This is a genomic window from Pseudomonas sp. GW821-FHT11D10 (genome assembly GCF_058808435.1).
The window spans coordinates 126,871-152,120 of the sequence record NZ_JBXARR010000008.1 but is presented as its reverse complement, the minus strand read 5'-3'; the positions used below and the strand labels follow the sequence as shown (position 1 = coordinate 152,120).

27 protein-coding genes are annotated in these 25,250 nt (G+C 61.6%); 8 read left to right on the top strand and 19 right to left on the bottom strand.

All coding sequences use genetic code 11. From position 1 onward, the window contains the following. Positions 1-4: 4 nt before the first annotated feature. Positions 5-754, bottom strand: a complete 750-nt coding sequence (locus AC1RT4_RS22255; protein WP_493087903.1) for a substrate-binding periplasmic protein — start codon at positions 752-754, stop codon at positions 5-7. Between the two features lie 145 nt (positions 755-899). Between AC1RT4_RS22255 and dnaX the strand changes: the two genes are divergently transcribed. The 5 genes from dnaX (at position 900) to AC1RT4_RS22230 (ending at position 6,570) form a co-directional block, all read left to right on the top strand. Further along, complete coding sequence (gene dnaX, locus AC1RT4_RS22250) at positions 900-2,978, top strand: DNA polymerase III subunit gamma/tau (protein ID WP_493087901.1); 2,079 nt, start codon at positions 900-902, stop codon at positions 2,976-2,978. Positions 2,979-3,045: 67 nt separating this feature from the next. Beyond that, the gene (locus AC1RT4_RS22245; RefSeq protein ID WP_007951650.1) at positions 3,046-3,384 is read left to right on the top strand and encodes a YbaB/EbfC family nucleoid-associated protein; all 339 of its coding nucleotides are present in this window, start codon (positions 3,046-3,048) and stop codon (positions 3,382-3,384) included. Positions 3,385-3,646: 262 nt separating this feature from the next. Next, positions 3,647-4,681: an NADPH-dependent curcumin/dihydrocurcumin reductase gene (gene curA / locus AC1RT4_RS22240; RefSeq protein WP_493087899.1), complete on the top strand. Its 1,035-nt coding sequence runs from the start codon at positions 3,647-3,649 to the stop codon at positions 4,679-4,681. A gap of 66 nt (positions 4,682-4,747) precedes the next feature. Beyond that, complete coding sequence (recR, locus tag AC1RT4_RS22235; RefSeq protein WP_007951652.1) at positions 4,748-5,350, top strand: recombination mediator RecR; 603 nt, start codon at positions 4,748-4,750, stop codon at positions 5,348-5,350. Positions 5,351-5,421: 71 nt separating this feature from the next. Further along, positions 5,422-6,570: an acyl-CoA dehydrogenase family protein gene (locus tag AC1RT4_RS22230; RefSeq protein WP_493087896.1), complete on the top strand. Its 1,149-nt coding sequence runs from the start codon at positions 5,422-5,424 to the stop codon at positions 6,568-6,570. Between the two features lie 51 nt (positions 6,571-6,621). Here the strand turns inward: AC1RT4_RS22230 and AC1RT4_RS22225 are convergent, their stop codons facing one another. Both AC1RT4_RS22225 and fnr read right to left on the bottom strand, forming a co-directional pair. Continuing rightward, a complete protein-coding gene (locus AC1RT4_RS22225; RefSeq protein WP_003223345.1) occupies positions 6,622-7,170 on the bottom strand; it encodes an adenine phosphoribosyltransferase in 549 nt (182 codons plus the stop codon). A 78-nt stretch (positions 7,171-7,248) separates the two neighbouring features. Then, positions 7,249-7,983, bottom strand: a complete 735-nt coding sequence (gene fnr, locus AC1RT4_RS22220) for a fumarate/nitrate reduction transcriptional regulator Fnr (RefSeq protein WP_007951654.1) — start codon at positions 7,981-7,983, stop codon at positions 7,249-7,251. 155 nt (positions 7,984-8,138) lie between these two features. Here fnr and AC1RT4_RS22215 point away from each other — a divergent pair, with 155 nt between their 5' ends. Next, the gene (locus AC1RT4_RS22215; RefSeq protein ID WP_493087894.1) at positions 8,139-8,621 is read left to right on the top strand and encodes a hypothetical protein; all 483 of its coding nucleotides are present in this window, start codon (positions 8,139-8,141) and stop codon (positions 8,619-8,621) included. On the opposite strand, the gene hemN is transcribed toward AC1RT4_RS22215, so the two are convergent. The 6 genes from hemN to ccoG form a co-directional block, all read right to left on the bottom strand. Further along, the gene (gene hemN, locus AC1RT4_RS22210) at positions 8,618-10,000 is read right to left on the bottom strand and encodes an oxygen-independent coproporphyrinogen III oxidase (RefSeq protein ID WP_493087892.1); all 1,383 of its coding nucleotides are present in this window, start codon (positions 9,998-10,000) and stop codon (positions 8,618-8,620) included. The genes AC1RT4_RS22215 and hemN overlap by 4 nt on opposite strands. 82 nt (positions 10,001-10,082) lie before the next feature. Beyond that, positions 10,083-10,766, bottom strand: coding sequence for a sulfite exporter TauE/SafE family protein (locus AC1RT4_RS22205; RefSeq protein WP_039770036.1), 684 nt, complete (start codon positions 10,764-10,766; stop codon positions 10,083-10,085). Next, a complete protein-coding gene (gene ccoS / locus AC1RT4_RS22200; RefSeq protein WP_102686960.1) occupies positions 10,759-10,971 on the bottom strand; it encodes a cbb3-type cytochrome oxidase assembly protein CcoS in 213 nt (70 codons plus the stop codon). The genes AC1RT4_RS22205 and ccoS overlap by 8 nt, the downstream gene beginning before the upstream one ends. 22 nt (positions 10,972-10,993) lie before the next feature. After that, positions 10,994-13,444, bottom strand: a complete 2,451-nt coding sequence (locus AC1RT4_RS22195) for a heavy metal translocating P-type ATPase (RefSeq protein ID WP_493087890.1) — start codon at positions 13,442-13,444, stop codon at positions 10,994-10,996. 11 nt (positions 13,445-13,455) lie between these two features. Then, positions 13,456-13,995: a FixH family protein gene (locus tag AC1RT4_RS22190; protein WP_007951661.1), complete on the bottom strand. Its 540-nt coding sequence runs from the start codon at positions 13,993-13,995 to the stop codon at positions 13,456-13,458. An 11-nt stretch (positions 13,996-14,006) separates the two neighbouring features. Further along, positions 14,007-15,422 carry a cytochrome c oxidase accessory protein CcoG gene (gene ccoG, locus AC1RT4_RS22185; protein ID WP_007951662.1) on the bottom strand — a complete coding sequence of 472 codons (1,416 nt, stop codon included), beginning with the start codon at positions 15,420-15,422 and terminating at the stop codon, positions 14,007-14,009. A 377-nt stretch (positions 15,423-15,799) separates the two neighbouring features. On the opposite strand from ccoG, the gene AC1RT4_RS22180 reads away from it, so the two are divergent. Continuing rightward, the gene (locus AC1RT4_RS22180) at positions 15,800-16,039 is read left to right on the top strand and encodes a hypothetical protein (protein WP_493087887.1); all 240 of its coding nucleotides are present in this window, start codon (positions 15,800-15,802) and stop codon (positions 16,037-16,039) included. A 21-nt stretch (positions 16,040-16,060) separates the two neighbouring features. On the opposite strand, the gene AC1RT4_RS22175 is transcribed toward AC1RT4_RS22180, so the two are convergent. The 10 genes from AC1RT4_RS22175 to ccoN (AC1RT4_RS22130) all read right to left on the bottom strand — a co-directional run bounded on the left by AC1RT4_RS22175 (position 16,061) and on the right by ccoN (AC1RT4_RS22130) (position 23,814). Then, positions 16,061-16,489: a type II toxin-antitoxin system VapC family toxin gene (locus AC1RT4_RS22175; protein ID WP_493087885.1), complete on the bottom strand. Its 429-nt coding sequence runs from the start codon at positions 16,487-16,489 to the stop codon at positions 16,061-16,063. Next, on the bottom strand, positions 16,490-16,744 hold the full coding sequence (locus tag AC1RT4_RS22170; RefSeq protein WP_039770179.1) for a type II toxin-antitoxin system Phd/YefM family antitoxin: 255 nt from the start codon (positions 16,742-16,744) through the stop codon (positions 16,490-16,492). It lies immediately after the preceding gene. A gap of 172 nt (positions 16,745-16,916) precedes the next feature. Beyond that, positions 16,917-17,900 carry a cytochrome-c oxidase, cbb3-type subunit III gene (gene ccoP, locus AC1RT4_RS22165; RefSeq protein WP_007951666.1) on the bottom strand — a complete coding sequence of 328 codons (984 nt, stop codon included), beginning with the start codon at positions 17,898-17,900 and terminating at the stop codon, positions 16,917-16,919. Continuing rightward, positions 17,897-18,082, bottom strand: a complete 186-nt coding sequence (locus AC1RT4_RS22160) for a CcoQ/FixQ family Cbb3-type cytochrome c oxidase assembly chaperone (RefSeq protein WP_003175465.1) — start codon at positions 18,080-18,082, stop codon at positions 17,897-17,899. The genes ccoP (AC1RT4_RS22165) and AC1RT4_RS22160 overlap by 4 nt, the downstream gene beginning before the upstream one ends. A gap of 5 nt (positions 18,083-18,087) precedes the next feature. Continuing rightward, on the bottom strand, positions 18,088-18,696 hold the full coding sequence (gene ccoO / locus AC1RT4_RS22155; protein ID WP_007905434.1) for a cytochrome-c oxidase, cbb3-type subunit II: 609 nt from the start codon (positions 18,694-18,696) through the stop codon (positions 18,088-18,090). Further along, the gene (ccoN, locus tag AC1RT4_RS22150; protein ID WP_007960352.1) at positions 18,696-20,138 is read right to left on the bottom strand and encodes a cytochrome-c oxidase, cbb3-type subunit I; all 1,443 of its coding nucleotides are present in this window, start codon (positions 20,136-20,138) and stop codon (positions 18,696-18,698) included. Before ccoN (AC1RT4_RS22150) ends, ccoO (AC1RT4_RS22155) begins: the two co-directional genes overlap by 1 nt. Before the next feature lie 481 nt (positions 20,139-20,619). Next, a complete protein-coding gene (gene ccoP, locus AC1RT4_RS22145; RefSeq protein WP_007960353.1) occupies positions 20,620-21,573 on the bottom strand; it encodes a cytochrome-c oxidase, cbb3-type subunit III in 954 nt (317 codons plus the stop codon). Next, positions 21,570-21,767 (bottom strand): cbb3-type cytochrome oxidase subunit 3, encoded by a 198-nt coding sequence (locus tag AC1RT4_RS22140; RefSeq protein ID WP_493087882.1) that lies wholly within the window; start codon positions 21,765-21,767, stop codon positions 21,570-21,572. Before AC1RT4_RS22140 ends, ccoP (AC1RT4_RS22145) begins: the two co-directional genes overlap by 4 nt. Before the next feature lie 3 nt (positions 21,768-21,770). Then, on the bottom strand, positions 21,771-22,379 hold the full coding sequence (gene ccoO / locus AC1RT4_RS22135) for a cytochrome-c oxidase, cbb3-type subunit II (protein ID WP_007960355.1): 609 nt from the start codon (positions 22,377-22,379) through the stop codon (positions 21,771-21,773). Positions 22,380-22,389: 10 nt separating this feature from the next. Then, a complete protein-coding gene (gene ccoN, locus AC1RT4_RS22130; protein ID WP_007960356.1) occupies positions 22,390-23,814 on the bottom strand; it encodes a cytochrome-c oxidase, cbb3-type subunit I in 1,425 nt (474 codons plus the stop codon). 95 nt (positions 23,815-23,909) lie between these two features. Here ccoN (AC1RT4_RS22130) and AC1RT4_RS22125 point away from each other — a divergent pair, with 95 nt between their 5' ends. Further along, complete coding sequence (locus AC1RT4_RS22125) at positions 23,910-24,590, top strand: alpha/beta family hydrolase (protein WP_493087880.1); 681 nt, start codon at positions 23,910-23,912, stop codon at positions 24,588-24,590. The last annotated feature ends 660 nt before the right edge of the window (positions 24,591-25,250 follow it).

Below are 25,250 nucleotides of genomic sequence, written 5' to 3'. Positions count from 1 at the left end.
TGGCTTACGGCTCGCCGCCCGAACCACCGGTATACAACCGGATAATGTCATCAATCTCCCCCGACATTTTCATTCGCAGCAACGTCCTCAATATCCGCTGCACCGGCACATTCGGGTCGTTACGCACATAGCAGCCGACTTTCTGCTCCTGCAATACCGCCACCGCTTGCAGTTGCTGCCCCGGCAGCAGGCGCTGGTTGAACCAGTCCAGGGTCCATTGATTGCTCACGGCGTAGCGGTAGCGGCCGGCCAGCAGTTTGTCCAGAACCTGCTCCTGATTGCGCGCGTCTTCGCGCCATAGTCGGTCGGCGTCGAATATCGGTTGCAGCGTGGGGTAGCTGTAGCCGAGCACGGTGCCGATCGACTGGCGGGGCAGGTGGGCCGGGTCGGCGTTGGGCAGTTGGTCCTGACGACTGATCAGCAGGTCGCGCTGGAAGAACAGCGGGATGCTCCAGATGTAATCGCCGGACAGGTTCGGCAGCCAGGATTGTGCGGCATAGCAGCGCACGTCGACTTCGCCGTGTTCCATGGCGTTCTGCACCCGGGCGCGGGGCAGGACGTGAAATTGCGCCGGTACGCCGACCTGGGTCGCCAGGCTGAGCATCATGTCGTAGAGGATGCCCTGGGTCGGGCGGCCGCGTTCGATCTGCACCATCGGCATCGCCCAGCTGTCGGCAACCACGAAGCGCAGCGGCGGTTGCGACGCCATCGCGCTCAGGCTCAATCCCAGTAATGCCCCCACGGCCCACCGCATAAACGCTCCGGTAATTCCCGATCCCGAGCCGACAAAAGCCCTCGCTCATGCAGCTTAGCCAGAATAGACGAGCACACCGGATGCAATTTTGCCCTTGCTCCGCTAGCATTAGCCGCTTCTGCTTCCTTTGCCGCGACGGTTTTCGATGAGTTATCAGGTTCTTGCACGTAAATGGCGTCCGCGCTCGTTCCGCGAAATGGTCGGCCAGACCCATGTGCTCAAGGCTCTGATCAATGCCTTGGACAGCCAGCGCCTGCACCACGCCTACCTCTTCACCGGTACGCGGGGCGTCGGCAAGACCACGATTGCGCGGATCATCGCCAAATGCCTGAACTGTGAAACAGGTATCACTTCAAGCCCGTGCGGCGAGTGTTCGGTGTGCCGCGAGATCGATGAAGGCCGTTTCGTCGACCTGATCGAGATCGACGCCGCGAGCCGGACCAAGGTCGAGGACACCCGCGAGCTGCTCGACAACGTGCAGTACGCCCCGAGCCGCGGGCGCTTCAAGGTCTACCTGATCGACGAAGTGCACATGCTCTCCAGCCATTCCTTCAATGCGCTGCTGAAAACCCTCGAAGAGCCGCCGCCCTACGTCAAGTTCATCCTGGCGACCACCGACCCGCAGAAACTTCCGGCAACGATTTTGTCGCGATGCCTGCAGTTCTCCCTGAAGAACATGACGCCTGAGCGAGTGGTCGAGCATCTGACCCACGTTCTGGGCGCCGAAAACGTCCCGTTCGAAGACGACGCGCTGTGGCTGCTCGGCCGCGCGGCCGACGGTTCGATGCGTGACGCCATGAGCCTGACCGATCAGGCCATCGCCTTCGGTGAAGGCAAAGTGTTGGCCGCCGATGTGCGGGCAATGCTCGGTACGCTGGATCACGGCCAGGTTTACGACGTGCTGCATGCGCTGATCGAAGGCGACGCCAAGGCGTTGCTCGAAGCCGTGCGCCATCTGGCCGAACAGGGGCCGGACTGGAACGGCGTGCTCTCGGAAATCCTCAACGTGCTGCACCGCGTCGCCATCGCCCAGGCCTTGCCGGAAGGTGTCGACAACGGCCACGGCGACCGTGACCGGGTGCTGGCCCTGGCCCAGGCGTTGCCGGCCGAAGACGTGCAGTTCTATTACCAGATGGGCCTGATCGGTCGCCGCGACTTGCCGCTGGCGCCGGACCCGCGAGGCGGTTTCGAAATGGTGCTGCTGCGGATGCTGGCCTTCCGGCCGGCAGACACGGCGGACGCCCCGAGGCAACCGCTAAAGCCAGTGGGGATCAGCCAGGCCACAGTTGATTCCGCAAACTCAGTGGCTGCCGCGCCGAAACCTGCGCCGGTAGTTGCTGCGGCTGTTGCGCCGGCGCCGGCGCCGGTGGTTGCACCTGCGCCGGCTTCCGAGCCTGCGCCGGTTGCCCCGGTGATTGCGCCTGAACCCGTTCCTGAGCCCGAGCCGGTCGCCGTTGAAGACGTCGTCGACCTGCCGTGGAACGATCCGGTAGAACCGGCGCCTGTGCAGCAGCCAGCCGTCGAGCCGGTGCTGGAAACCACCGCCGAACCACCGGATTTGCCGCCGATGCCGCTGCCGACCCCGGACAGCGTCGTGCCGGACGCCCCGGAGTGGGCCGCCGCGCCGATTCCCGAGCCGTCAGTAGCCGACGTCGATGCCGCCACACCGGGCATGGACATGGACGACGAGCCGCCGCTCGACGAGGACTACATCGAGCCGGACATGGATTCGGCCTACAGTTACCTCGACGATCTGGCCAGCGAACACGCCGCAGAACCGGCCCCCGAACCCGAGCCGGAACCTGCCGCCGCACCGGCCACCGGTCTGGCCCTGCAATGGCTGGAGCTGTTCCCGCAACTGCCGATCTCCGGCATGACCGGCAGCATTGCCGCCAACTGCACGCTGATCGCGGTCGATGGCGACAACTGGCTGATGCACCTGGACCCGGCCCACAGCGCCTTGTTCAACGCCACCCAGCAGCGTCGTCTGAACGATGCGCTGAACCAGTTCCACGGCCGCACGCTGACCCTGACCATCGAGCTGATCAAGCCCGAGCAGGAAACCCCGGCCCAGGCCGCGTCCCGGCGCCGTGCCAACCGTCAGCGCGAGGCGGAGGAATCGATCCACGGCGATCCGTTCATCCAGCAGATGGTGCAGCAGTTCGGTGCGGTCGTGCGACACGATACTATTGAACCTGTCGACGCCCTGGTCAGTCAGGGCTAATAACTGAAGGCGTCCGGCCAGTTTGGCCGGGCGCTGTTTTGATCCAAGTACTTTTGAGGTGATTCCCATGATGAAAGGTGGCATGGCCGGCCTGATGAAGCAGGCGCAGCAGATGCAGGAAAAAATGGCCAAGATGCAGGAAGAACTGGCCAACGCCGAAGTCACCGGCAAAGCCGGTGGCGATCTGGTCACCGTGGTGATGACCGGTCGTCATGACGTGAAAAAAGTCAGCATCGACCCGAGCGTACTGCCGGGCCTGGACGAAGACGACCGCGAAGTGGTCGAGGATCTGGTGGCTGCAGCCGTCAACGCCGCCGTGCGTCAGATCGAAGCCAACAGCCAGGCGAAAATGGGCAGCATGACCGCTGGCATGAACCTGCCGGCCGGTATGAAGCTGCCGTTCTGATTCGCCTTTGCGGGTTGGATGAGCTACAAAAAATGCCAGGCATCGCGCCTGGCATTTTTGTTTCCGGCCGGTAGAGATGTGTTGGCTGTAATGACGCCTTCGCGAGCAAGCCCGCTCCCACATGGGATTGCATTTCAAATGTGGGAGCGGGCTTGCTCGCGAAAGCGTCAACACGATTTGCCGGAATAAACATCGAACACCCTACCGCCCCAACGGTCTGCTCCCTATACCGCCGAATTCATCATTCAAAGGAGACGCTGACATGTCCGACCCTCTGACCCTCAATCAACGCTTCGTGCTGGCCTCGCGGCCGGTGGGCGCGCCGACGCCCGAGAACTTCCGTCTGGAGCGCGAGGCGCTGCCGGACCTTGAAGACGGCCAGGTGTTGCTCAAGACCCTGTACCTGTCGCTCGATCCCTACATGCGCGGGCGCATGAGTGACGCGCCGTCCTACGCGGCGCCGGTACAAATCGGCGAGGTCATGACCGGCGGCGCTGTCAGCCGGGTCGAACAGTCGCGTCATCCGAAATTCCATCCCGGCGATCTGGTCGTGGGTGCCACCGGTTGGCAAAGCCACAGCATCAGCGATGGCCGCAACATCATCCCGATCCCGTCCGGGCTGCCGAGCCCGTCGATGGCGCTCGGCGTGCTGGGCATGCCCGGCATGACCGCGTACATGGGTTTGATGGACATCGGCCAGCCAAAAGAAGGCGAGACCCTGGTGGTCGCCGCCGCGTCCGGCGCAGTGGGCTCGGTGGTCGGCCAGGTCGCCAAGATCAAAGGCCTGCGCGCCGTTGGCGTGGCTGGCGGTGCCGAGAAGTGCAAATACGTGGTCGAAGAACTGGGCTTCGACGCCTGTATCGATCACAAGGCGCCGGACTTCGCCGAGCAACTGGCCAAGGCCTGCCCCAATGGCATCGACATCTATTACGAAAACGTCGGTGGCCATGTCTTCGATGCGGTCGTGCCGCTGCTAAATCCCAAGGCGCGGATCCCGCTGTGCGGCTTGATCGCCGGCTACAACGCCTCGGAAGCGCCGAAAGGCCCGGATCGCCTGCCTGCACTGCAACGCACCTTGCTGACCAAGCGCGTACGGATTCAGGGCTTCATCGTGTTCGACGACTACGGCGACCGTCAGCCGGAATTCATCAGCGCCATGGTGCCGTGGGTGCGCGACGGCAAGGTGAAATTCCGCGAGGACGTGGTCGATGGCCTGGAGCAGGCGCCGCAAGCGTTTATCGGGCTGCTGGAGGGGCGCAACTTCGGCAAACTGGTGGTGCGGGTCGCCCGGGACTGAGGATTTGACGCTGGCCGGAGGCGCGGGTATAAACCGCGTCTCGTTGTTTTGTCGGACTTTTTCCCCATGAGCTTCAGCCCTTTGATTCGCCAACTGATCGACGCCCTGCGAACTTTGCCGGGCGTGGGTCAGAAAACTGCCCAGCGTATGGCGTTGCAGTTGCTCGAACGTGACCGCAGCGGCGGTACGCGCTTGGCCCAGGCCTTGAGCCAGGCCATGGAAGGGGTCGGACACTGCCGCCAGTGCCGCACGCTGACCGAAGACGATCTGTGCCCGCAATGCGCCGACACCCGCCGCGACGACACGTTGCTGTGCGTGGTGGAAGGTCCGATGGACGTCTACGCGGTGGAGCAGACCGGTTTCCGCGGTCGCTACTTCGTGCTCAAGGGGCACCTGTCGCCGCTGGACGGCCTGGGCCCGGAAGCCATCGGCATTCCGCAACTGATGGCGCGGATCGAAGAGGCGGGCACCTTCACCGAAGTCATCCTCGCCACCAACCCGACCGTGGAAGGCGAAGCGACGGCCCACTACATCGCTCAGTTGCTGCAGAACAAAGGCCTGATCGCCTCGCGCATCGCCCACGGCGTACCGTTGGGCGGCGAACTGGAGCTGGTGGACGGCGGCACGCTGGCTCACTCGTTTGCCGGGCGCAAGCCGATTTCCCTCTGAGCCACACAATCCTGTTGAAAACCAAGCAAGCGCTCGGTTAAGTTCGGCGAACCCTTCCATGGAGTTCGCCGATGCCCGCCTTCCAGGAATACTTCGACCCCAGCCACCAAATGGTCCGCGACAGCGTCAGACGTTTCGTCGAGCGCGAGATCCTTCCGGACATCGATGCGTGGGAAGAAGCCGAAAGCTTTCCCCGTGAGCTGTACCTCAAGGCCGGTGCGGCCGGTATCCTCGGCATCGGTTACCCCGAAGCGCTCGGCGGCAGTCACGAAGGTGATCTGTTCGCCAAGATCGCCGCCAGTGAAGAACTGATGCGCTGCGGCTCCGGCGGACTGGTGGCCGGGCTCGGCTCGCTCGACATCGGTTTGCCGCCGATCGTCAAATGGGCCCGGCCCGAAGTCCGCGACCGTGTCGTCCCCCAAGTGCTCAGCGGCGAGAAAATCAGTGCTTTGGCCGTCACCGAACCGGGCGGCGGTTCCGACGTCGCCAACCTGCTAACCCGCGCCATACGCGATGCCGATCACTATCGGGTCAGCGGCAGCAAAACCTTTATCACCAGTGGCGTGCGCGCCGATTACTACACCGTCGCGGTGCGCACCGGTGCGCCCGGTTTTGGCGGCATCAGCCTGTTGTTGATCGAGAAGGGCACGCCCGGTTTCACCGTCGGCCGGCAACTGAAGAAAATGGGTTGGTGGGCGTCGGACACGGCTGAATTGTTCTTCGACGATTGCCGGGTGCCTGTGGGAAATCTGATCGGCGCTGAAAACATGGGATTCGCCTGCATCATGGGCAACTTCCAGAGCGAACGTCTGGCCTTGGCGCTGATGGCCAACATGACCGCGCAACTGGCGCTGGAAGAAAGCCTGAAGTGGGCGAAGGAGCGGCAAGCGTTCGGCAAACCCATCGGCAAGTTCCAGGTGATCAAGCATCGCCTCGCGGAAATGGCCACGGCGCTGGAAGTCTCGCGGGAGTTCACCTACCGGCAGGCGGCGAAGATGGCGGCGGGGCAGAGCGTGATCAAGGAGATTTCCATGGCCAAAAACTTTGCCACGGACACTTCGGACCGCATCACCAACGAGGCGGTGCAGATTCTCGCCGGGCTGGGTTATATGCGCGAAAGCCTGGTGGAGCGGCTGTATCGGGATAACCGCATCTTGTCGATCGGCGGCGGGACGCGGGAAGTGATGAACGAGATCATCAGCAAGCAGATGGGGCTTTAGATTTGATCGCTCCCACGCAGAGCGTGGGAGCGATCGGAAGCGCGGGGCTGATTACTTGTCAGTCAGCGCAAACTGCGTCAGGCAGAACGTCGGAATCCCCATGTCCTCAAGACGCTGCGAACCACCCAGCTCCGGCAGATCAATGATCGCCGCTGCTTCATGAACGCGGGCGCCCATGCGGCGGATCAGGTTGGCCGCTGCGATCAGCGTGCCGCCGGTAGCGATCAGGTCATCGAACATCACCACCGAATCGCCTTCGCACAGGCTGTCGGCGTGTACTTCGAGGAACGCTTCGCCGTACTCGGTCGCGTAACCTTCAGCCAGCACGTCCGCCGGCAGTTTGCCTTGCTTGCGGAACAGCACCAGAGGCTTGTTCAGCTGATAAGCCAGCACCGAACCGATCAGGAAACCGCGCGCATCCATCGCGCCGATGTGGGTGAAGTCGGCTTCGACGTAACGGTGGGCGAAGCTGTCCATCACCAGGCGCAAGGCCTTGGGCGACTGGAACAGCGGGGTGATGTCGCGAAAGATCACGCCCGGTTTCGGGAAATCGATCACGGGGCGGATCAGGGATTTGATGTCGAAGGAGTCGAAGACCATCGTCGAGGTGTCCTGGCAGGGCTGCAAACGGCGCAGTATACCCGCGGCTGAAACGATACGCTCGGCCGCGGGTCGAGATCAGACTTCGAGCGAGCCGCCGGCCAGGGCGCAGAGCTGGATCGGGTCGAGGATATGGATTTCCTTGCCCTCGGCTGCGATCAGTTCGTTCTGCTGGAAGCGGGTGAAGACCCGGGACACGGTTTCCACGGCGAGCCCAAGGTAGTTGCCGATTTCATTGCGCGACATGCTCAGGCGGAACTGGTTGGCCGAGAACCCGCGAGCGCGGAAACGCGCCGACAGGTTGACCAGGAAGGTGGCGATGCGCTCGTCGGCGGTTTTCTTCGACAGCAGCAACATCATTTGCTGGTCGTCGCGGATTTCGCGGCTCATTACGCGCATCAACTGACGGCGCAGCTGAGGCAATTGCAGGGCCAGTTCGTCGAGGCGTTCGAACGGAATCTCGCAGACCGAGGTGGTTTCCAGCGCCTGGGCGGAAACCGGATGTTTCTCGGTGTCCATGCCGGACAGCCCGACCAGTTCGCTCGGCAGGTGGAAGCCGGTCAGTTGCTCTTCGCCGGTGTCGCTCAGGCTGAAGGTCTTGAGGGCGCCGGAGCGTACTGCATAAACGGAATCGAAGGTGTCGCCCTGACGGAACAGGAACTCACCCTTTTTCAACGGGCGGCCACGTTTAACGATTTCGTCCAGCGCATCCATGTCTTCCAGATTCAGCGAAAGTGGCAGGCAGAGAGGGGCCAGGCTGCAATCCTTGCAATTAGCCTGGTTGTGAGCGCGCAGTTTAACTGGCTCGGACATTTCTTAAATCCTTGTGGGAAAACACACATAAGGCGTAAGGGTAACCCAGCGGAGGACATTCAGGCCAGCCTGTGGCGAGATTGCCCCCACGGCATAAAGCCGCAGGGATGACGGCCGATAAGCAGGTATCTGACGGCATGCAAGGAACCGCTTCGATGACCGCTATTGGTACGCTGACCCCCGGTAACAGTGGCGTTGCGTCGTTGCTGGAAAGTACTGAAACCTCCGTTGACGATGAGTCCGGCACAGACGCGGCGTCTTTGGGAAGCCCGACCTTGGTCGAGGGCGTCAAAGTGTCGCTGTCCGGTGCCGCCATCGCAAAATCCGCCGGTGCCGGCGGGAAAAACCGCGATATCGAAGAAAGCGGTTTGCCGGAAAACGTCCAGCAATTGCTGAAGATGATTCGCAAGTTTCGCCAGCAGATCGCCGAGAAGAATGCCCAGATCAACGCACTGATGGCCAACAAGACCCTTTCCAACGAAGAGCGCTTCGCCAAGATCGCTGCCCTCAAAGGCGCCATCTCCGCCCTCAACAACGGTCTGATCACCGCCAACCTGTCCCTGGCCAAAGTCATCGACCAATCGGGCCTGACCGCTGACCAGAACCTGAAAACCAACTCGCTGCTGATGAAGAGCTAAATCACCCGCGAAAAACGCTGGCGGTTCTGCTGTTCCAGATACGCGTCGAACACCATGCACACCGAACGCACCAGCAGGCGCCCGGCCGGCAGCACGGTGATGCGCTCGCGATCCAGTTCGATCAACCCGTCCTGCGCCATGCCCTGCAATTGTGGCCAGAGCGCGCCAAAGTAACCCTGAAAATCGATGTTGAAACTGCGCTCAATCTCGGCGAACTCCAGGCTGAAATTGCAGATCAGTTGCTGAATCACCACGCGGCGCAGGCGGTCGTCAGCGTTGCACACCAGGCCCCGGCTGGTGGCCAGTTGCGCGCCGGCGAGGGTGTTCTGGTAATGATTGAGGTCGCTGCTGTTCTGGCAGTACAGATCACCGATCTGGCTGATGGCCGATACGCCCAGCCCGATCAGGTCGCAATGGCCGTGTGTGGTGTAGCCCTGGAAGTTGCGTTGCAGGGTCGATTCTTCCTGGGCAATCGCCAGTTCATCGTCGGGCAGGGCGAAGTGATCCATGCCGATGTAGCGGTAACCGGCGGCGGTCAGTTGTTCGATGGTGCGTTGCAGCATTTCCAGCTTCTGTGCCGGGCTCGGCAGTTCGTTGCCGTTGATCCGCCGCTGCGGCATGAAGCGTTCCGGCAGGTGCGCGTAGTTGAACACCGAGAGACGGTCCGGTTGCAGGCTGATGACTTCCTCGACGGTACGGGCGAAGTTGTCCGGAGTCTGCTTGGGCAAACCGTAGATAAGGTCGATGTTGATCGAGCGAAATTGCAGGGTGCGCGCCGCATCGATCACCGCGCGGGTTTCTTCCAGGCTTTGCAGGCGATTGACTGCCCGTTGCACCGCCGGATCGAGGTCCTGCAGGCCGATGCTGACCCGGTTGAAGCCCAATTCGCGCAGCAGGCCCATGGTCGACCAGTCGGCTTCGCGTGGGTCGATTTCGATGCCGTAGTCGCCGGAGTCATCGTCCAGCAGATTGAAATGCTTGCGCAGGTGCGCCATCAACTGGCGCAACTCATCGTGGCTGAGAAAGGTCGGCGTGCCGCCGCCGAAGTGCAGTTGCTCGACTTTCTGCGCCGGGTCGAGGTGGCAGGCGATCAGCTGGATTTCCTGCTCGAGCCGTTGCAGATACGGCAGCGCTCGGCCGCGATCCTTGGTGATGACCTTGTTGCAGGCGCAGTAGTAGCAGATGTTCGCGCAGAACGGCACGTGCACGTACAGCGACAGCGGGCGCAGGGCCTTGCGGCTGTCGCGCAGGGCGTGAAACAGGTCGAAGGTGCCGACCTGACTGTGAAATTGCACGGCCGTCGGGTACGAGGTGTAACGCGGCCCCGCCAGGTCGTAGCGGCGGATCAAATCGGTGTCCCAACGAATGGCGTCGAGCATGCGGGCATTCCCCCGGATAGGCTGGCAGTGTGCCGAGTCTAGGGGAGGGCACAAAAAGGCATCTTGATTTGCATCAACGGGATCAGTGGCCCATCAGCCAGTGCTGGTGCGGCCCCGGCAGGGTCCAGATACCGAACAGGATCACCAGCAGACCGCCGGCCATGCGCACGCTGCGTTTGCGCAACAGCGCGGTCACTCGTTCGGCCGCGAGTCCGGTCGCCAGCAGCACCGGCCAGGTGCCGAGCCCGAAAGCGAGCATCAGCAACGCGCTGTCGAGTGCATTACCTTGGCTGGCCGACCACAGCAACGTGCTGTAAACCAGCCCGCACGGCAGCCATCCCCACAGCGCGCCGAGCAGCAAAGCCCGGGGCAGGCTCGACACCGGCAGCAATCGGTTAGCGACTGGCTGGATGTAACGCCAGAGTCCGCGCCCGAGGCTTTCGATGCGGGTCAGACCGCTCCACCAGCCCGCCAGATACAGGCCCATGGCGATCAGCAGCAACCCGGCGAGTACGCGCATGAACAGCGCAGCAGGACTGTTGGCCACCGCCCATCCCGCCAGCCCGATCAGCAATCCGGCCGTGGCATAGCTGAGAATCCGCCCGAGGTTATAGGCCAGCAACAATCGAAAGCGTCGGCTGCGTTGTTCCTTGGGAATCGCCAGGGTCAGCGCGCCCATCAGACCGCCGCACATGCCCAGGCAATGCCCGCCGCCGAGCAGGCCGAGAATCAACGCAGACACCAGCAGCGGCGCCAGTTCAAGCATGGGGTGGCGCCTTGTCGTCCGGTTTGGTCGGGTTGGCTTCGTCCACTGCGGCGGTGTGGTTCGGGTCCTGGTCGTCGAACAGGATGCTGTGGGCCGGGCCGTCGAGGTCGTCGTACTGGCCGCTGTCCACCGCCCAGAAGAAGATGTAGACGGCGATGGCCACGATCAGCAGCGCGGCCGGAATCATCACGTAGAGAGCTGGCATCTGTACTCCATGCCCGCGCGGCTCAGGCCGGCAGCGGGCGGGTTTCTGACGTGGCGCTGACGGCCGGCGCGCTCGGCAGGCGAGTCAGGCGCAGGGCGTTGAGCACCACGGTCAGCGAACTGATCGACATGCCGACGGCGGCCCACACCGGAGTGATCCAGCCGAGGGCGGCGAACGGCAACATGAGGCCATTGTACAGCGCGGCCCACAACAGGTTCTCGATGATCACCCGGCGAGTACGGCGGGCCAGCGTGAAGGCTTGTACCAAGGCGTCGAGGCGGTTGGACAGCAACACAGCATCGGCGCTGGTTTTCGCCAGATCGGTGGCCGAGCCCATGGCCACGCTGATGTCCGCAGCAGCCAGCACCGGCACGTCGTTGACCCCGTCACCGAGCATCAATACCTTGCGGCCGTCCTTGTGCAGTTGTTGCAGCACTTGCAGCTTGTCGTCCGGGCGCAAGCCGCCACGGGCTTCGTCGATACCCAGTTCGGCGGCGACGCTGGCGACCATCGGGGAACTGTCACCCGACAGCAACAACGTGCGCCAGCCGCGCGCCTTGCACGCCGCGAGCAGGGCCGGAGCGTCATCGCGCAGACGGTCGTCTAGGGCGAACCAGGCCAGCGGCCCCTGACTGTCACCGAGCAGCAGCCATTGACCCGGTTCTTTCGGCATCGATGGCACCGGCGCGCCGCTGAGGTCACAGACAAAATCCGCCTGACCGATGCGCAAGCGCTGTTCGCCAACCAAACCTTCCAGCCCCAGCCCCGGCGTGCTGTGGACATCTTCGGCAGCCAGCGGCGCGCGACCGAAGGCGCGGGCAATCGGGTGTTCGGAACGGTTTTCCAGGGCGGCGGCGAGGCTCAGGCACTGATCGCTGTCGAGGGCGCCGAGCGGTCGGATCGAACGCAGCACCAACCGGCCTTCGGTGAGGGTGCCGGTCTTGTCGAAGATCACCGTGTCGATCTGATTCAAGCCTTCCAACACATGGCCGCGCGTCAGCAGCAGGCCGAGTTTGTGCAGGGTGCCGGTGGCGGCGGTCAGCGCAGTTGGTGTTGCCAGAGACAGCGCACACGGGCAGGTCGCCACCAGCATGGCGAGGACGATCCAGAACGCTCGCGAAGAATCCAGCTCCCACCACAGCAGGCCGATGGCGGCCGCTGCGATCAACGACAGCAGCAGGAACCACTGCGCGGCGCGGTCGGCTATTTCCGCCAGCCGTGGTTTTTCCGCCTGGGCGCGATCCAGCAGGCGGACGATGGCCGAGAGTCGCGTGTCCTGTCCGAGCGCCTGTACCTCGACGGTCAGCGCGCCTTCCACGTTCAGCGTGCCGGCGGTGACGGCATCGCCCTTGGTGCGCGGTTGTGGCAGGTATTCGCCGGTCAGTACCGACTCATCGATGCTCGACTGACCATCGAGAATCTTGCCGTCCGCCGGCAGCACCGAACCGGGCTGCACCAGCACCCGGTCACCGAGGCGCAGTTCGCTGAGCAGGATGCGTTCACTTTGGCCGGCGTCGTCGAGGCGCAGGCACGAAGCGGGCAGCAGATTGACCAGTTGCGCGGTGGCAGCAGTGGTGCGCTCGCGGGCGCGGCGTTCGAGGTAACGGCCGGCGAGCAGGAACAGCGCGAACATGCCCACCGCGTCGAAATACAGCTCGCCGACCCCGGTGATCGAGGTCCAGATCCCGGCGACATACGCCGCGCCGATGGCCAGCGAAACCGAGACGTCCATGGTCAGATGGCGAGTGCGCAGGTCGCGCATGGCCCCTTTGAAAAACGGTGCACAGCTGTAGAACACAATCGGCGTGGTGAGGAACAACGCGACCCAGCGCAGGATCGTATGCAGCTCCGGGCTGAGGTCGATGTTGAATTCCGGCCAGGTCGCCATGGTCGCCATCATGGCCTGGAACCACAGCAGCCCGGCGACGCCGAGCTGACGCAAGGCGAGGCGGTTTTCGCTGGCCAGTTGCTCGCTGGCGCGGTCGGCCTGATACGGGTATGCGGCGTAGCCGATGTGGCGTAGTTCGCCGAGGATCTGGCTCAGCGGCAATTGGGCGTCAGCCCAGCGCACATGCAGGCGATGATTGGAAAGGTTCAGCCGCGCCTCGGCCACGGCGGGCAGGGTGCGCAGGTGTTTCTCGATCAGCCAGCCGCAGGCGGCGCAACTGATGCCTTCCATCAACAGAGTGGTTTCGGCCAGTTCGCCTTCGTGGCGCACGAAGGGTTGCTGCACGTCGGCGCGGTCGTACAGCTCAAGCTCATCGACCAGTTGCACCGGCAGCGCTTCGGGGTTGGCCGAGGCTTCGCTGCGGTGCTGGTAATAGCTTTCCAGCCCGCCGGCGACGATGGCTTCGGCCACGGCCTGGCAGCCCGGGCAGCAGAACTCGCGGGATTCCCCGAGCACGACGGCGGTGAAGCGGCTGCCGGACGGGACGGGCAGGGCGCAGTGGTAGCAGGGGATGGGGGTGGTCATCAGGAAAAGGCTTACTTCTTCAGGTCTTCAGCACCTTGCAGCGGCTCATCACCCAGCAACAAATCCTTGTCATGGCTGACCAGCTCTTCCTCGAACATCCGCCACACGTGATCGTCCTGAGTGCCCAGCAACTCAACAAAACGCCGGCCTTCAATCTTGTCACTCAACTGGCCGATGTAGCGGCCGGTTTCAGTCTCGCTGCGGGCCAGGACGATCTTGCGATCCTTCTCCGGCTGGGTCGGCGAGATCAGGTTCAGTTCCAGGGTTTTCGGCTGGCTGTCGCCGCTCAGGCGCAGGTCGACTTCGCCGGTGACGTCATCCAGATGCACGGCAGCGCGCATCTTCAGGGTCTGCGCCAGCAGTTCGCGATCAAGCGAACGGTTGATGCCTTTGCCGGCCTCGTAGTAGTTGTCGTTGACCAGGTTGTCCGGGTTGTTCACCGCGATGGTCACCATGGACAGCGTCAGGGTCACCGAACAGGCCAGAATCCCGATGATGATCCATGGCCAAAGGTGCTTGTACCAGGGACTTGCGGCGTTTGCTGCGGGCATGTTCAGTTCTCTCAACGATTTTGTGGGCCGATGAACCGGCTCTTGGCTTCTACATGGACGCTGTCGTCATCGGCATCCTTGAGGATGAATTTCACCTCGTTGGTGCTCGATGGCAATTGCTCAGGCGCGCTCGACAGCTCGACCGGCATGCTGAAGATTTCCCCGGCCGGCACCTTGATCTCGCGCTTGCCTTGCAGGCGCAGATCCGGCAAACCGGCGGCTTCCAGCACGTAGGTGTGGTCGCGCTGATCCTTGTTCATGATCTTCAGGCTGTAGACGTTTTCGATCCGGCCTTCGGCGTTTTCACGGTACAGCACGCGGTCCTTGCTGACGTCGAAACCCACCAGCGAACGCATGAAGAAGGCTGTCACCAACAGGCTGATCATCGCCAGCAGCACTACGGCATAGCCGATCAGGCGTGGCCGCAGTTTATGGGTTTTCTGCCCGGACAAGTTGTGTTCGGTGGTGTAGCTGATCAGCCCGCGCGGGTAATCCATCTTGTCCATGATGCTGTCACAGGCGTCGATGCACGCGGCGCAACCGATGCACTCGATCTGCAGGCCGTCGCGGATGTCGATGCCGGTCGGGCAGACCTGAACGCACATGGTGCAGTCGATGCAGTCGCCCAGGCCCTGGGCCTTGTAGTCGACGCCTTTCTTGCGCGGGCCACGGCTTTCGCCGCGACGCGGGTCGTAGGAAACGATCAGCGTGTCTTTGTCGAACATCACGCTCTGGAAACGCGCATACGGACACATGTAGATGCACACCTGCTCACGCAGCCAGCCGGCGTTGCCGTAGGTGGCGAGGGTGAAGAAACCAACCCAGAAATACGACCAGCCATCGGCTTGCCCGGTGAAGAATTCGAAGACCAGTTCGCGGATCGGCGAGAAGTAGCCGACGAAGGTCATGCCGGTGACGAAACCGATCAGCAGCCACAGCGCGTGCTTGGCGAATTTACGCAGGAACTTGTTGGCGCTCATCGGCGCCTTGTCGAGCTTGATGCGCTGGTTGCGGTCGCCTTCGGTGACCTTCTCGCACCACATGAAAATCCACGTCCACACGCTTTGCGGACAGGTGTACCCACACCAGACCCGGCCGGCATACACGGTGATGAAGAACAGGCCGAACGCCGCAATGATCAGCAGGCCGGAAAGCAGAATGAAGTCCTGCGGCCAGAACGTGGCGCCGAAGATGAAGAACTTGCGCTCCGGCAGGTTCCACCACACGGCCTGATGGCCGCCCCAGTTCAACCACACCGTACCGAAATACAGCAGGAACAGCGCCGCGCCGCCCATCATCCGCAGATTGCGGAACAGGCCGGTGAAAGCACGGGTGTAGATTTTTTCTCGAGAGGCGTAAAGGTCGACGCTGTTGTTCGCGTTCTTGCTGGGTGGCGTGACGTCGTGTACCGGAATCTGGTTGCTCATCATTGCATCCCACGGCAGTGGAAAAATGCCTCGGTCGATACGTGCCGGCCGGGGTCAAAAAGGGGTGTTGCGGTGGCGCAATGATACGCCTGTCATGCCGACGAACGGGTGCGACCTTTGGTCGCGTTGGGGAAAAATCATGAATGGTGTAGCGAATGTAACAAAGCATGATGCAGATCAATTGACTTGCTAAGTATGGACGGGTTTTCGGCGCGCGTCGTTCGTGGGCCATGCCTGCTTCTGAACATGCACTGTGACAATGCAACGTTGGAGGCGAGGCGTGAGCAATTGTAGGGTGCGTGAGTAAAGCGTCCTGGCGCGGCAGTGTCTGTCGGTTCGACGCTTTTCAATCTCGAATTTTTCAAGGATGAACAGATATGGATGACTTCAAGAGCAATGAATGGAGTGTCGCTCAGGAAATAGAGGCGTTGAAGCACCTTTTAAGTGGCAGTGTTCCCGGTTCGCCTTTGGTGGTCTCGTATATGCAAGCGGCTCTGGGCGCGCTGGAGTCGGCGAAAGGCGAAGGGCTTCAGGTGAGCAACAATCAGTCGAAAACCGGCGACAAGCGCAAACCGCCTGGCGCAATGGACAGTCTGGGTGGCGGCCGGCTTCCCTGATTGATTGCCGGCCAGCGCCTATCAAAAGGTCTCGGAGTTTCGGCTTTCCCACGGGTTGATCAATGCAACGCCGCTGGATTCAAAGTCGGCGACATTGCGGGTGACCACCGTCAGCCCATGAACCAGCGCCGTCGCGGCAATCAGCGCATCACTTTCATTGGCCTGATCCGGCACATGAATGCGCGCGCAGCGCAGGGCGACAGCGGCATCGACCGGCAGGATTCGCGCATCGAAGGCCGGCATCACGTGGCGCTTGAGCCAGGTGCGCAGAATCTTTCCCTGAGCCGGATCACGGCGTTCCATGCGAAGGACGCCGGTCTCCAGTTCCTTCAGCGTAATGGCCGAGATAAACATGCGAGGGGAGATGACGGTTCTGGCCCAGGCGACAACGTTCTTGTCGGCCTGGGGTTTGCGCAGTTCAGAAATTACGTTGGTGTCGAGCAAATACATTCAGGACAGATCCACGGGGCGGTGAGTGATCACGGCACGCTCGGTTTCGAACTCGATGTCTGCCGCTTCAGGCATGACCAGCAGATCGACGATGCTCGCGTTGAGGCCGGTGAGTTTTTCGTACTCCTCAATGCTTAGCAGTACGTGGGCGGGCTTGCCACGATCCGTGATGATCACCGGCCCATTGCGCGCGGCTTTTTTGGCACTGCTTGTGTCCTGATTGAATTCACGGCTGGAAATGGTGGTGATGGCCATCATTGCGACCTCTCCTGAAGAAGATATGTAGCAACGTTACTACTGCGTCCGGCGTCTCACAACCGGGAAGGCCTGACGAGCCTGACCGCTGGTCGGCCATTCAAAGGGCAGAAACAAAACGGCCCCGCCAATTCTCATTGGCGGGGCCGTTTTTTTGCTTCAAGCGTTGGCTTTACTGGGCCTCGGCTTCCGCTGGTTTTTCACCGTGGGACAGGCTGTAAACGTACGCCGCCAGCAGGTGAACCTTGTCGTTGCCTTGCAGTTGTTCCTGGGCAGGCATCTGGCCCTGACGGCCGTAACGGATGGTCTGCTGCAGTTGGGCGAAGCTCGAACCGTAGATGAACGCGGCCGGGTGGGTCAGATCAGGTGCGCCCATCGCTGGCGTACCTTTGCCCGCCGGGCCGTGGCACGCCACGCAGTTGGCGGCGAACAGTTTCTGGCCGTTGGCGACGTCTGCCTTGGTGCCTTCCGGCAGCTTGCGGCCATCCAGATTGCTCACCACGAACGCGGCCACGTCGGCCACGCCTTGCTCACCGATCACTTCAGCCCAGGCCGGCATCACGGCGTGACGACCGCCCATGATGGTGGTCTTGATGGTTTCCGGCTCGCCGCCCCAGCGCCAGTCGGCGTCGGTCAGGTTCGGGAAACCATAAGCGCCCTTGGCGTCGGAACCGTGGCAGACCGAGCAGTTGGAGGCGAACAGACGGCCACCCATCTTCAGGGCTTGCGGATCCTTGGCGACTTCTTCGATCGGCATGGCAGCGAACTTGGCGAAGATCGGACCGAACTTGGCGTCCGAACGAGCCATTTCCTTTTCCCACTCGTGAACGCCGGTCCAGCCGGTCTGGCCGTTGGCGAACGCGGTCTGCTTCTCGGTATCGAGGTAGTTGTAGCCCGGCAGCAGACCTTTCCAGTTGCCCAGGCCCGGGTACAGCACCAGATAACCCAGAGCGAAAACGATGGTGCCCACGAACAGCATGAACCACCATTTCGGCAGTGGGTTGTCGTACTCCTCGATCCCGTCGAAGGAGTGGCCGACCGTCTCGTCGGTCTGCTCGGTGCGCTGGCCCTTGCGGGTCGACAGCAACAGCCAGGTCAGGGAAAAGATCGTACCGAGACTGAGGACTGTGACGTACAGACTCCAGAATGTAGTCATTCTTTGTTACTCCTAGAAGCTTGCTCGACGTGCTTGATGGCTTCGGGATCATCCGCGAAGGGCAGCAAGGTCGCGTCTTCAAACTCCGACTTGCGCTTGGGGCTGAACACCCACAACGCCAGGCCGATGAAGGCAACCATCACGACAACGGTGCCCAGGCCTCGAATCATCCCGATATCCATCAAGATCACCGTTTGCTTTTGATGATGGTGCCCAGGCCTTGCAGATAGGCCACCAGCGCGTCCATTTCGGTTTTGCCCTTCACGGCATCCTTGGCACCGGCGATGTCTTCGTCGGTGTAAGGGACGCCGAGCGTGCGCAACACTTCCATTTTCTTGGCCGTGTCTTTGCCATCGAGCTTGTTTTCTACGAGGAACGGGTAGGCCGGCATTTTCGACTCGGGGACAACGTTGCGCGGGTTGTACAAGTGCGCACGCTGCCAGTCATCGGAGTAACGACCGCCGACGCGGGCCAGGTCCGGACCGGTACGCTTGGAACCCCACAGGAACGGGTGATCCCAGACGCTTTCACCGGCGACCGAGTAGTGGCCATAGCGTTCGGTTTCGGCACGGAACGGACGGATCATCTGCGAGTGGCAGCCGACACATCCGTTGGCGATGTAAACGTCGCGGCCTTCCAGTTCAAGGGCGGTGCGCGGCTTCATGCCTTCGACCGGCTTGTTGGTGACGTCCTGGAAAAACAGCGGAACGATTTGGGTCAGACCACCGACGCTGACGGCGATGACCATGAAGAAAGCCAGCAGGCCAATGTTCTTCTCGACGGCTTCATGCTTCATCAGTGAGCTCCAACTACGGCAATCTTGGCGGCGGCTTCGGCTTCAGCCGGGTTCGAGGCGCGAACGGTGCGCCATACGTTGTAAGCCATCAGCAGCATGCCGCTGGCGAAGAACGCACCGCCCAGGGCGCGGACGATGAAACCAGGGTGGCTGGCCTGCAGCGCTTCGACGAACGAGTAGGTGAGGGTGCCGTCATCGTTGATTGCACGCCACATCAGGCCCTGAGTGATGCCGTTGACCCACATCGAAGCGATGTACAGAACGGTACCGATGGTCGCGAGCCAGAAGTGCGCGTTGATCAGGCCGGTGCTGTGCATCTGCGCACGGCCGAACAGTTTCGGGATCATGTGGTAGATCGCGCCGATCGAGATCATCGCTACCCAGCCGAGTGCGCCGGCGTGTACGTGGCCGATGGTCCAGTCGGTGTAGTGCGAGAGCGAGTTGACGGTCTTGATCGCCATCATCGGACCTTCGAAGGTCGACATGCCGTAGAACGCCAGCGATACCACCAGGAAGCGCAGGATCGGGTCGGTGCGCAGCTTATGCCAGGCGCCCGACAGGGTCATCATGCCGTTGATCATGCCGCCCCAGCTTGGCGCCAGCAGGATGATCGACATCGCCATGCCCAGCGATTGTGCCCAATCCGGCAGTGCGGTGTAGTGCAGGTGGTGCGGGCCGGCCCAGATGTACAGGGTGATCAGCGCCCAGAAGTGCACGATCGACAGACGATACGAGTAGATCGGACGTTCGGCCTGTTTCGGCACGAAGTAGTACATCATCCCCAGGAAGCCGGTGGTCAGGAAGAAGCCCACGGCGTTGTGGCCGTACCACCACTGGATCATCGCGTCGGTGGCGCCCGAGTAGGCCGAGTAGGACTTGAACAGGCTGACCGGCAGCGACATGTGGTTGACGATGTGCAGCATCGCGGTCACCACGATGAACGCACCGTAGAACCAGTTACCGACATAGATGTGCTTGGTCTTGCGCTTGGTGATGGTGCCGAAGAACACCAGACCGTAGGTGACCCAGACAATGGCCAGCAAAATGGCGAGGGGCCATTCCAGTTCCGCGTATTCCTTGGTGGTGGTGTAACCCAGCGGCAAGGTAATGATCGCGCCGACGATCACCGCTTGCCATCCCCAGAAGGTGAAGGCCGCGAGGCTGTCGGAAATCAGTCGCGTCTGGCAGGTTCGCTGCACGACATAGTAGGAAGTGGCAAACAGTGCACAACCACCGAAGGCGAAAATCACCAGGTTTGTGTGCAACGGGCGCAGGCGTCCAAAGCTCGTCCACGGCAGACCGAAATTCAACTCCGGCCAGACCAGTTGCGAGGCGATGAAGACACCGAGCCCCATGCCAAGGATCCCCCAGACCACCGTCATGATGGCGAACTGGCGGACTACCTTATAGTTATAAGCAGTCGGACTGATTGCTGTGCTCATTCTAAGGTTCCACGGTTTGGGTGTTTTATTAGGATTAAAATCGGCCGCAAGTATGTAGAAAGCAGGGGGTCAATGCAACGCGCCATGACCTGGGTCAATGCTTTCCAACGCTGATTCTGCGGCCTTTCCATGCGCCGCGTAAGGACAAAATTGCCCTCGGGCAAAATGTCGCAGCGAACGAAAAAAGCGAGGGGTCCCGGTCGGATGTAACGGGGTGTGTTCGAACGCTCGGTTCGGGTGACGGACGGTAATTGGCACGACAGCCGGTATCTACCGGCCTTTGCGGCCATGTCAGTCAGCCGATTCGTTCAACGCCTCGCTCGGGGTCGACCTGGAACCGGCACGGGCCAGTCCGCATCGAGCAAGCGTAGACCCGAATCCGGGTAACCGAAAGGAGAGGGGGTGAAGGGGTGCGACAATGCGTCGCAAAGGGGCTGGAAACTGCCGCACTGGAAACGTACGGCAGTATTGTGCGCAATGATTACTTTTTATTGTCCTCAGTAATCAGTTTTTCTGTATTCAATCCATTGCTCAGGCTGTACACATAAGCAGCCAGCAATTGCACTTTATCGTTGCCCAGCAGCTCATTCTGAGCTGGCATGTGGCCTTGACGGCCATGGCGGATGGTCTGCTCAAGTTGGGTCAGGCTGGTGCCGTAGATGAAACCGGCCGGATGCGTCAGGTTCGGCGCGCCCATGGCTTCGGTGCCCTGGCCGTTTGCCCCGTGACAAGCCACGCACATAGTGCTGAACGCTTGCTGCCCGGCTTGCAGATCGGCCTTGTTGTCCGCTGCCAACGGCAGCCCGGCCAGTTCATGGCGTACATACGCCGCCACGTTTTTCACCCCGGCCTCGCCCAGTGCTTCGCCCCACGCCGGCATCGCCGCCATCCGGCCACCCATGATGGTGGTCTTGATGGTTTCGGCGCTGCCGCCCCAACGCCAGTCCTTGTCGGCGAGGTTAGGGAAACCGAACGCGCCCTTGGCGTCCGAGCCGTGGCACACCGAGCAGTTGGAGGCGAACAGACGGCCACCCATTTTCAGCGCCTGCGGATCCTTCGCCACTTCTTCCACCGGCATGGCGGCGAATTTGGCGAAGATCGGCCCGAATTTGGCGTCAGCCTTGCTCATTTCCTTTTCCCACTCGTGGACGCCGGTCCAGCCGTCCTCGTAGCCGGGCAGGATGCCTTTCCAGTTGCCCAGGCCCGGGTAAAGAATCAGATAGCCCACGGAAAACACCAGCGTGCCGGCGAACAGCATGAACCACCACTGCGGCAGCGGGTTGTCGTACTCCTCGATGCCGTCGAAGCTGTGGCCCATGGTCTGGTCGACGCTGCCCTTGGTTTCGCCCCGACGGGTGCCGACCAGCAGCCAGGTCAGGCCGATCAGGCTGCCGATGGTCAGTACGCAGATCCACGTACTCCAGAAGGTGGTCATGGCCGGGTACTCCTTGTTTCATTAGCTTGGGTAGTGTCGGGTTGCGGCTCGTCGGCAAACGGCAGCAGGCGCGCTTCGGCGAATTCCGGCGTGCGCTTGCGGTTGAATACCCAGAGGGTCAGGCCGATGAAGGCCACGAACACCACGACCGTGCCGAGGCCGCGAATCAGCCCCGCGCTCATTTCAAAGACCATGGCTCACCTCTTGCTCTTGATCGCAGTGCCAAGCACTTGCAGGTAGGAGACGAGGGCGTCCATTTCGGTCTTGCCCTTGAGGCTGGCCACCGCGCCGCTGATGTCGTCGTCGGTGTACGGCACGCCGAGGGTGCGCATGACCTTGAGCTTGGTTTCGGTGTGGCTGCTGTCGACCGGCTGGGTGACCAGCCATGGGTAGGCCGGCATTTTCGATTCCGGTACGACGTTGCGCGGGTTGTACAAGTGCGCGCGGTGCCAGTCATCCGAGTAACGCGCGCCAACCCGGGCCAGGTCCGGACCGGTCCGCTTGGAACCCCACAGGAACGGGTGATCCCACACGCTTTCGCCGGCCACCGAGTAGTGGCCGTAGCGTTCGGTTTCGGCGCGGAACGGACGGATCATCTGCGAGTGGCAACCGACGCAGCCTTCACGGATGTAGATGTCGCGGCCTTCCAGTTGCAGCGCGGTGTAGGGCTTCATGCCTTCCACCGGTTTGTTGGTCACGTCCTGGAAGAACAGCGGGACGATCTGGGTCAGGCCGCCGATGCTCACGGCGAACACCATCAGCAGCATCAGCAGGCCGACGTTCTTTTCAATCGTTTCGTGTTTCATGGCGGACTCCTCAGGCCATCTGCGCGGCAGCAACGACGTCAGCAGGCTGCGAGGCCCGCACGGTGCGCCAGGTGTTGTAAGCCATCAGGAACATGCCGCTGAGGAAGATCGCCCCGCCAATCAGCCGCACGACGAAGCCTGGGTGGCTGGCCACCAGGGTTTCGACGAAGGAGTAGGTCAGCGTGCCGTCCTCGTTCACTGCACGCCACATCAGGCCCTGGGCGATGCCGTTGACCCACATCGAAGCGATGTAGAGCACGGTGCCGATGGTTGCGAGCCAGAAGTGCGCGTTGATCAGGCCGATGCTGTGCATCTGCTCTTTGCCGAAGATTTTCGGGATCATGTGGTACAGCGCGCCGATGGAAATCATCGCCACCCAGCCGAGCGCGCCGGCGTGTACGTGGCCGATGGTCCAGTCGGTGTAGTGGGAGAGGGCGTTCACCGTCTTGATCGCCATCATCGGACCTTCGAAGGTCGACATGCCGTAGAACGCCAGCGACACCACCAGGAAGCGCAGGATCGGATCGCTGCGCAACTTATGCCAGGCGCCCGAGAGCGTCATCATGCCGTTGATCATGCCGCCCCAGCTCGGCGCCAGCAGTACCAGCGACATCACCATGCCCAGCGACTGCGCCCAGTCCGGCAGCGCGGTGTAGTGCAAGTGGTGCGGGCCGGCCCAGATGTACAGGGTGATCAGTGCCCAGAAGTGCACGATCGACAGGCGATACGAATACACCGGACGTTCGGCCTGTTTCGGCACGAAGTAGTACATCATCCCGAGGAAACCGGCGGTGAGGAAAAAGCCTACGGCGTTGTGGCCGTACCACCATTGCACCATCGCGTCGGTTGCACCGGCGTACACCGAGTAGGACTTGGTGAAACTCACCGGCAACTCAAGGTTGTTGACGATGTGCAGGATCGCCACGGTGATGATGAACGCGCCGAAGAACCAGTTGCCCACATAAATGTGCTTGGTCTTGCGCTGCATGATCGTGCCGAAGAACACGATGGCGTAGGCGACCCAGACGATGGTGATCAGGATGTCGATCGGCCATTCCAGCTCGGCGTATTCCTTGGAACTGGTGTAACCCAGTGGCAGGCTGATGGCCGCCAGCAGGATCACCAGCTGCCAGCCCCAGAAGCAGAAGGCGGCGATTTTTGGCGCAAACAGTTGGGTCTGGCAGGTGCGCTGCACCGAGTAGAACGAACTGGCGAACAAGGCACAGCCGCCGAACGCGAAGATCACCGCGTTGGTGTGCAGCGGGCGCAGGCGTCCGAAGCTGGTCCACGGCAGGTTGAAGTTGAGTTCGGGCCAGACCAATTGAGCCGCGAGAAAAACCCCGAGCCCCATGCCGACGATGCCCCACACCACCGTCATAATGGCGAATTGGCGGACCACCTTGTAGTTGTAGGCGGTACTGATAGAAGTGTTCATGGTTCCCCATCCACGGTTCAGCCGAAGTGAGCTCGCGCAGAAAACGCCGCGAATCCTTCGCCTGGAGTTATAGGCAGACTAAAAGCGAGGCAAGCATGGACAAACAGCACAAGGCCAGTATTGACGGGGATCAATGGGCGCAGTGCCTGCGGGATCACGGGTGGCTTTGGGATGCCGCTGTTGGTGAGGCTTCGGCGACGCTCATTCTCGCGCATGGGGCGGGGGCGCCGATGGACAGTGAGTGGATGAAGGATATGGCTGGGCGCCTTGCTGGGCTGGGGGTGAACGTGTTGCGGTTTGAGTTTCCTTATATGGCGCAGCGGCGGGTTGATGGGGTCAAGCGGCCGCCCAATCCTGCGGGGAAATTGCAGGAGTGCTGGCGTGAGGTTTATGGCTTGGTGCGACTTCATGTCGCTGGGGTTTTGGCGGTTGGCGGGAAGTCGATGGGGGGGCGGATGGCCAGCCTGCTTGCCGATGAGCTTGGCGCTGATGCGTTGGTTTGTCTGGGGTATCCGTTTTATGCGGTTGGGAAACCGGAGAAGCCTCGGGTTGAGCATTTGGCTGCTTTGCGGACTCGGACGTTGATTGTTCAGGGGGAGCGGGATGCGCTTGGCAATCGGGACGCTGTCGAGGCTTATGATCTATCGCCGAGTATTGAGGTGACTTGGCTAGCGGCCGGCGATCATGACCTCAAGCCATTGAAGGTTTCCGGGTTTACCCATGAACAGCATTTGGCTGCCGCCGCGCAGAAAGTGGCCGCGTTTCTCAAGCACTGATCGAGATTTTGAACCGCATGAAGATCGGCTCCCTTTCCCCCTCGCCCCCTTGGGGGCGGTCCGACGTTTCGGGAGGGCTGGGGTGAGGGGGTAGATCTTGAACGTTGCACACTTTTCGATCTGTGTGCATATCCATTGCTGCGGTCAAGCCCACCTAGGGTTTCGCCCTTACGGCGACTCACTTTTTTGACAAACGCCTCAAAAAAGTAAGCAAAAAAAGGCTTGCTCCTACGTTCGGCCCGCTCGCTAAGGCTCGGGGTTCCTTCGCTCCGGGATTCATCCGGGGGGCATCGCCTACGGTTTGCTTCGCTGCACCTCCTCTCGATGTGTTTGGCTTCGCCAAACGGTCGCTGCGCTCCCACCCCCGGATAAATCCCTCCACTCAGCCTTCCGACGTCGCCCGTGGATCAAGATCAAAAGCCGCAGCCGAGCTAACGCTCATCCTGTTGAGTGGTGAGAAGCCGATTGAAGTGCTGTTCAATACCTGAGTTCACCTCGGTATCCCACGTCGGCGTACCTCGCCCAAACACCTCGGTCAGTCCCTCTCCCTTAGGTGAGAGGCAGATTGAGGTGCTTTCAAAAACCTGAGTTCACCTCGGTATCCCACGTCGGCGTACCTCGCCCAAACACCTCGGTCAGTCCCTCTCCCTTAGGTGAGAG

Excerpts from the sequence above, each read along its gene's own strand:
- ccoG (WP_007951662.1), bottom strand. The coding sequence starts at position 15,422 with ATGAGCAACCAGATTCCGGTACACGACGTCACGCCACCCAGCAAGAAC.
- AC1RT4_RS22160 (WP_003175465.1), bottom strand. The coding sequence starts at position 18,082 with ATGGATATCGGGATGATTCGAGGCCTGGGCACCGTTGTCGTGATGGTT.
- curA (WP_493087899.1), top strand. The coding sequence starts at position 3,647 with ATGTCCGACCCTCTGACCCTCAATCAACGCTTCGTGCTGGCCTCGCGG.
- ccoN (WP_007960352.1), bottom strand. The coding sequence starts at position 20,138 with ATGAGCACAGCAATCAGTCCGACTGCTTATAACTATAAGGTAGTCCGC.
- AC1RT4_RS22205 (WP_039770036.1), bottom strand. The coding sequence starts at position 10,766 with ATGCTTGAACTGGCGCCGCTGCTGGTGTCTGCGTTGATTCTCGGCCTG.
- ccoS (WP_102686960.1), bottom strand. The coding sequence starts at position 10,971 with ATGCCAGCTCTCTACGTGATGATTCCGGCCGCGCTGCTGATCGTGGCC.
- AC1RT4_RS22170 (WP_039770179.1), bottom strand. The coding sequence starts at position 16,744 with ATGGCCATCACCACCATTTCCAGCCGTGAATTCAATCAGGACACAAGC.
- recR (WP_007951652.1), top strand. The coding sequence starts at position 4,748 with ATGAGCTTCAGCCCTTTGATTCGCCAACTGATCGACGCCCTGCGAACT.
- AC1RT4_RS22225 (WP_003223345.1), bottom strand. The coding sequence starts at position 7,170 with ATGGTCTTCGACTCCTTCGACATCAAATCCCTGATCCGCCCCGTGATC.
- ccoP (WP_007951666.1), bottom strand. The coding sequence starts at position 17,900 with ATGACTACATTCTGGAGTCTGTACGTCACAGTCCTCAGTCTCGGTACG.
- AC1RT4_RS22175 (WP_493087885.1), bottom strand. The coding sequence starts at position 16,489 with ATGTATTTGCTCGACACCAACGTAATTTCTGAACTGCGCAAACCCCAG.
- AC1RT4_RS22180 (WP_493087887.1), top strand. The coding sequence starts at position 15,800 with ATGGATGACTTCAAGAGCAATGAATGGAGTGTCGCTCAGGAAATAGAG.
- AC1RT4_RS22190 (WP_007951661.1), bottom strand. The coding sequence starts at position 13,995 with ATGCCCGCAGCAAACGCCGCAAGTCCCTGGTACAAGCACCTTTGGCCA.
- AC1RT4_RS22255 (WP_493087903.1), bottom strand. The coding sequence starts at position 754 with ATGCGGTGGGCCGTGGGGGCATTACTGGGATTGAGCCTGAGCGCGATG.
- AC1RT4_RS22140 (WP_493087882.1), bottom strand. The coding sequence starts at position 21,767 with ATGGTCTTTGAAATGAGCGCGGGGCTGATTCGCGGCCTCGGCACGGTC.
- ccoO (WP_007905434.1), bottom strand. The coding sequence starts at position 18,696 with ATGAAGCATGAAGCCGTCGAGAAGAACATTGGCCTGCTGGCTTTCTTC.
- ccoN (WP_007960356.1), bottom strand. The coding sequence starts at position 23,814 with ATGAACACTTCTATCAGTACCGCCTACAACTACAAGGTGGTCCGCCAA.
- AC1RT4_RS22245 (WP_007951650.1), top strand. The coding sequence starts at position 3,046 with ATGATGAAAGGTGGCATGGCCGGCCTGATGAAGCAGGCGCAGCAGATG.
- ccoO (WP_007960355.1), bottom strand. The coding sequence starts at position 22,379 with ATGAAACACGAAACGATTGAAAAGAACGTCGGCCTGCTGATGCTGCTG.
- dnaX (WP_493087901.1), top strand. The coding sequence starts at position 900 with ATGAGTTATCAGGTTCTTGCACGTAAATGGCGTCCGCGCTCGTTCCGC.
- ccoP (WP_007960353.1), bottom strand. The coding sequence starts at position 21,573 with ATGACCACCTTCTGGAGTACGTGGATCTGCGTACTGACCATCGGCAGC.
- fnr (WP_007951654.1), bottom strand. The coding sequence starts at position 7,983 with ATGTCCGAGCCAGTTAAACTGCGCGCTCACAACCAGGCTAATTGCAAG.
- AC1RT4_RS22230 (WP_493087896.1), top strand. The coding sequence starts at position 5,422 with ATGCCCGCCTTCCAGGAATACTTCGACCCCAGCCACCAAATGGTCCGC.
- AC1RT4_RS22195 (WP_493087890.1), bottom strand. The coding sequence starts at position 13,444 with ATGACCACCCCCATCCCCTGCTACCACTGCGCCCTGCCCGTCCCGTCC.
- AC1RT4_RS22215 (WP_493087894.1), top strand. The coding sequence starts at position 8,139 with ATGACCGCTATTGGTACGCTGACCCCCGGTAACAGTGGCGTTGCGTCG.
- hemN (WP_493087892.1), bottom strand. The coding sequence starts at position 10,000 with ATGCTCGACGCCATTCGTTGGGACACCGATTTGATCCGCCGCTACGAC.
- AC1RT4_RS22125 (WP_493087880.1), top strand. The coding sequence starts at position 23,910 with ATGGACAAACAGCACAAGGCCAGTATTGACGGGGATCAATGGGCGCAG.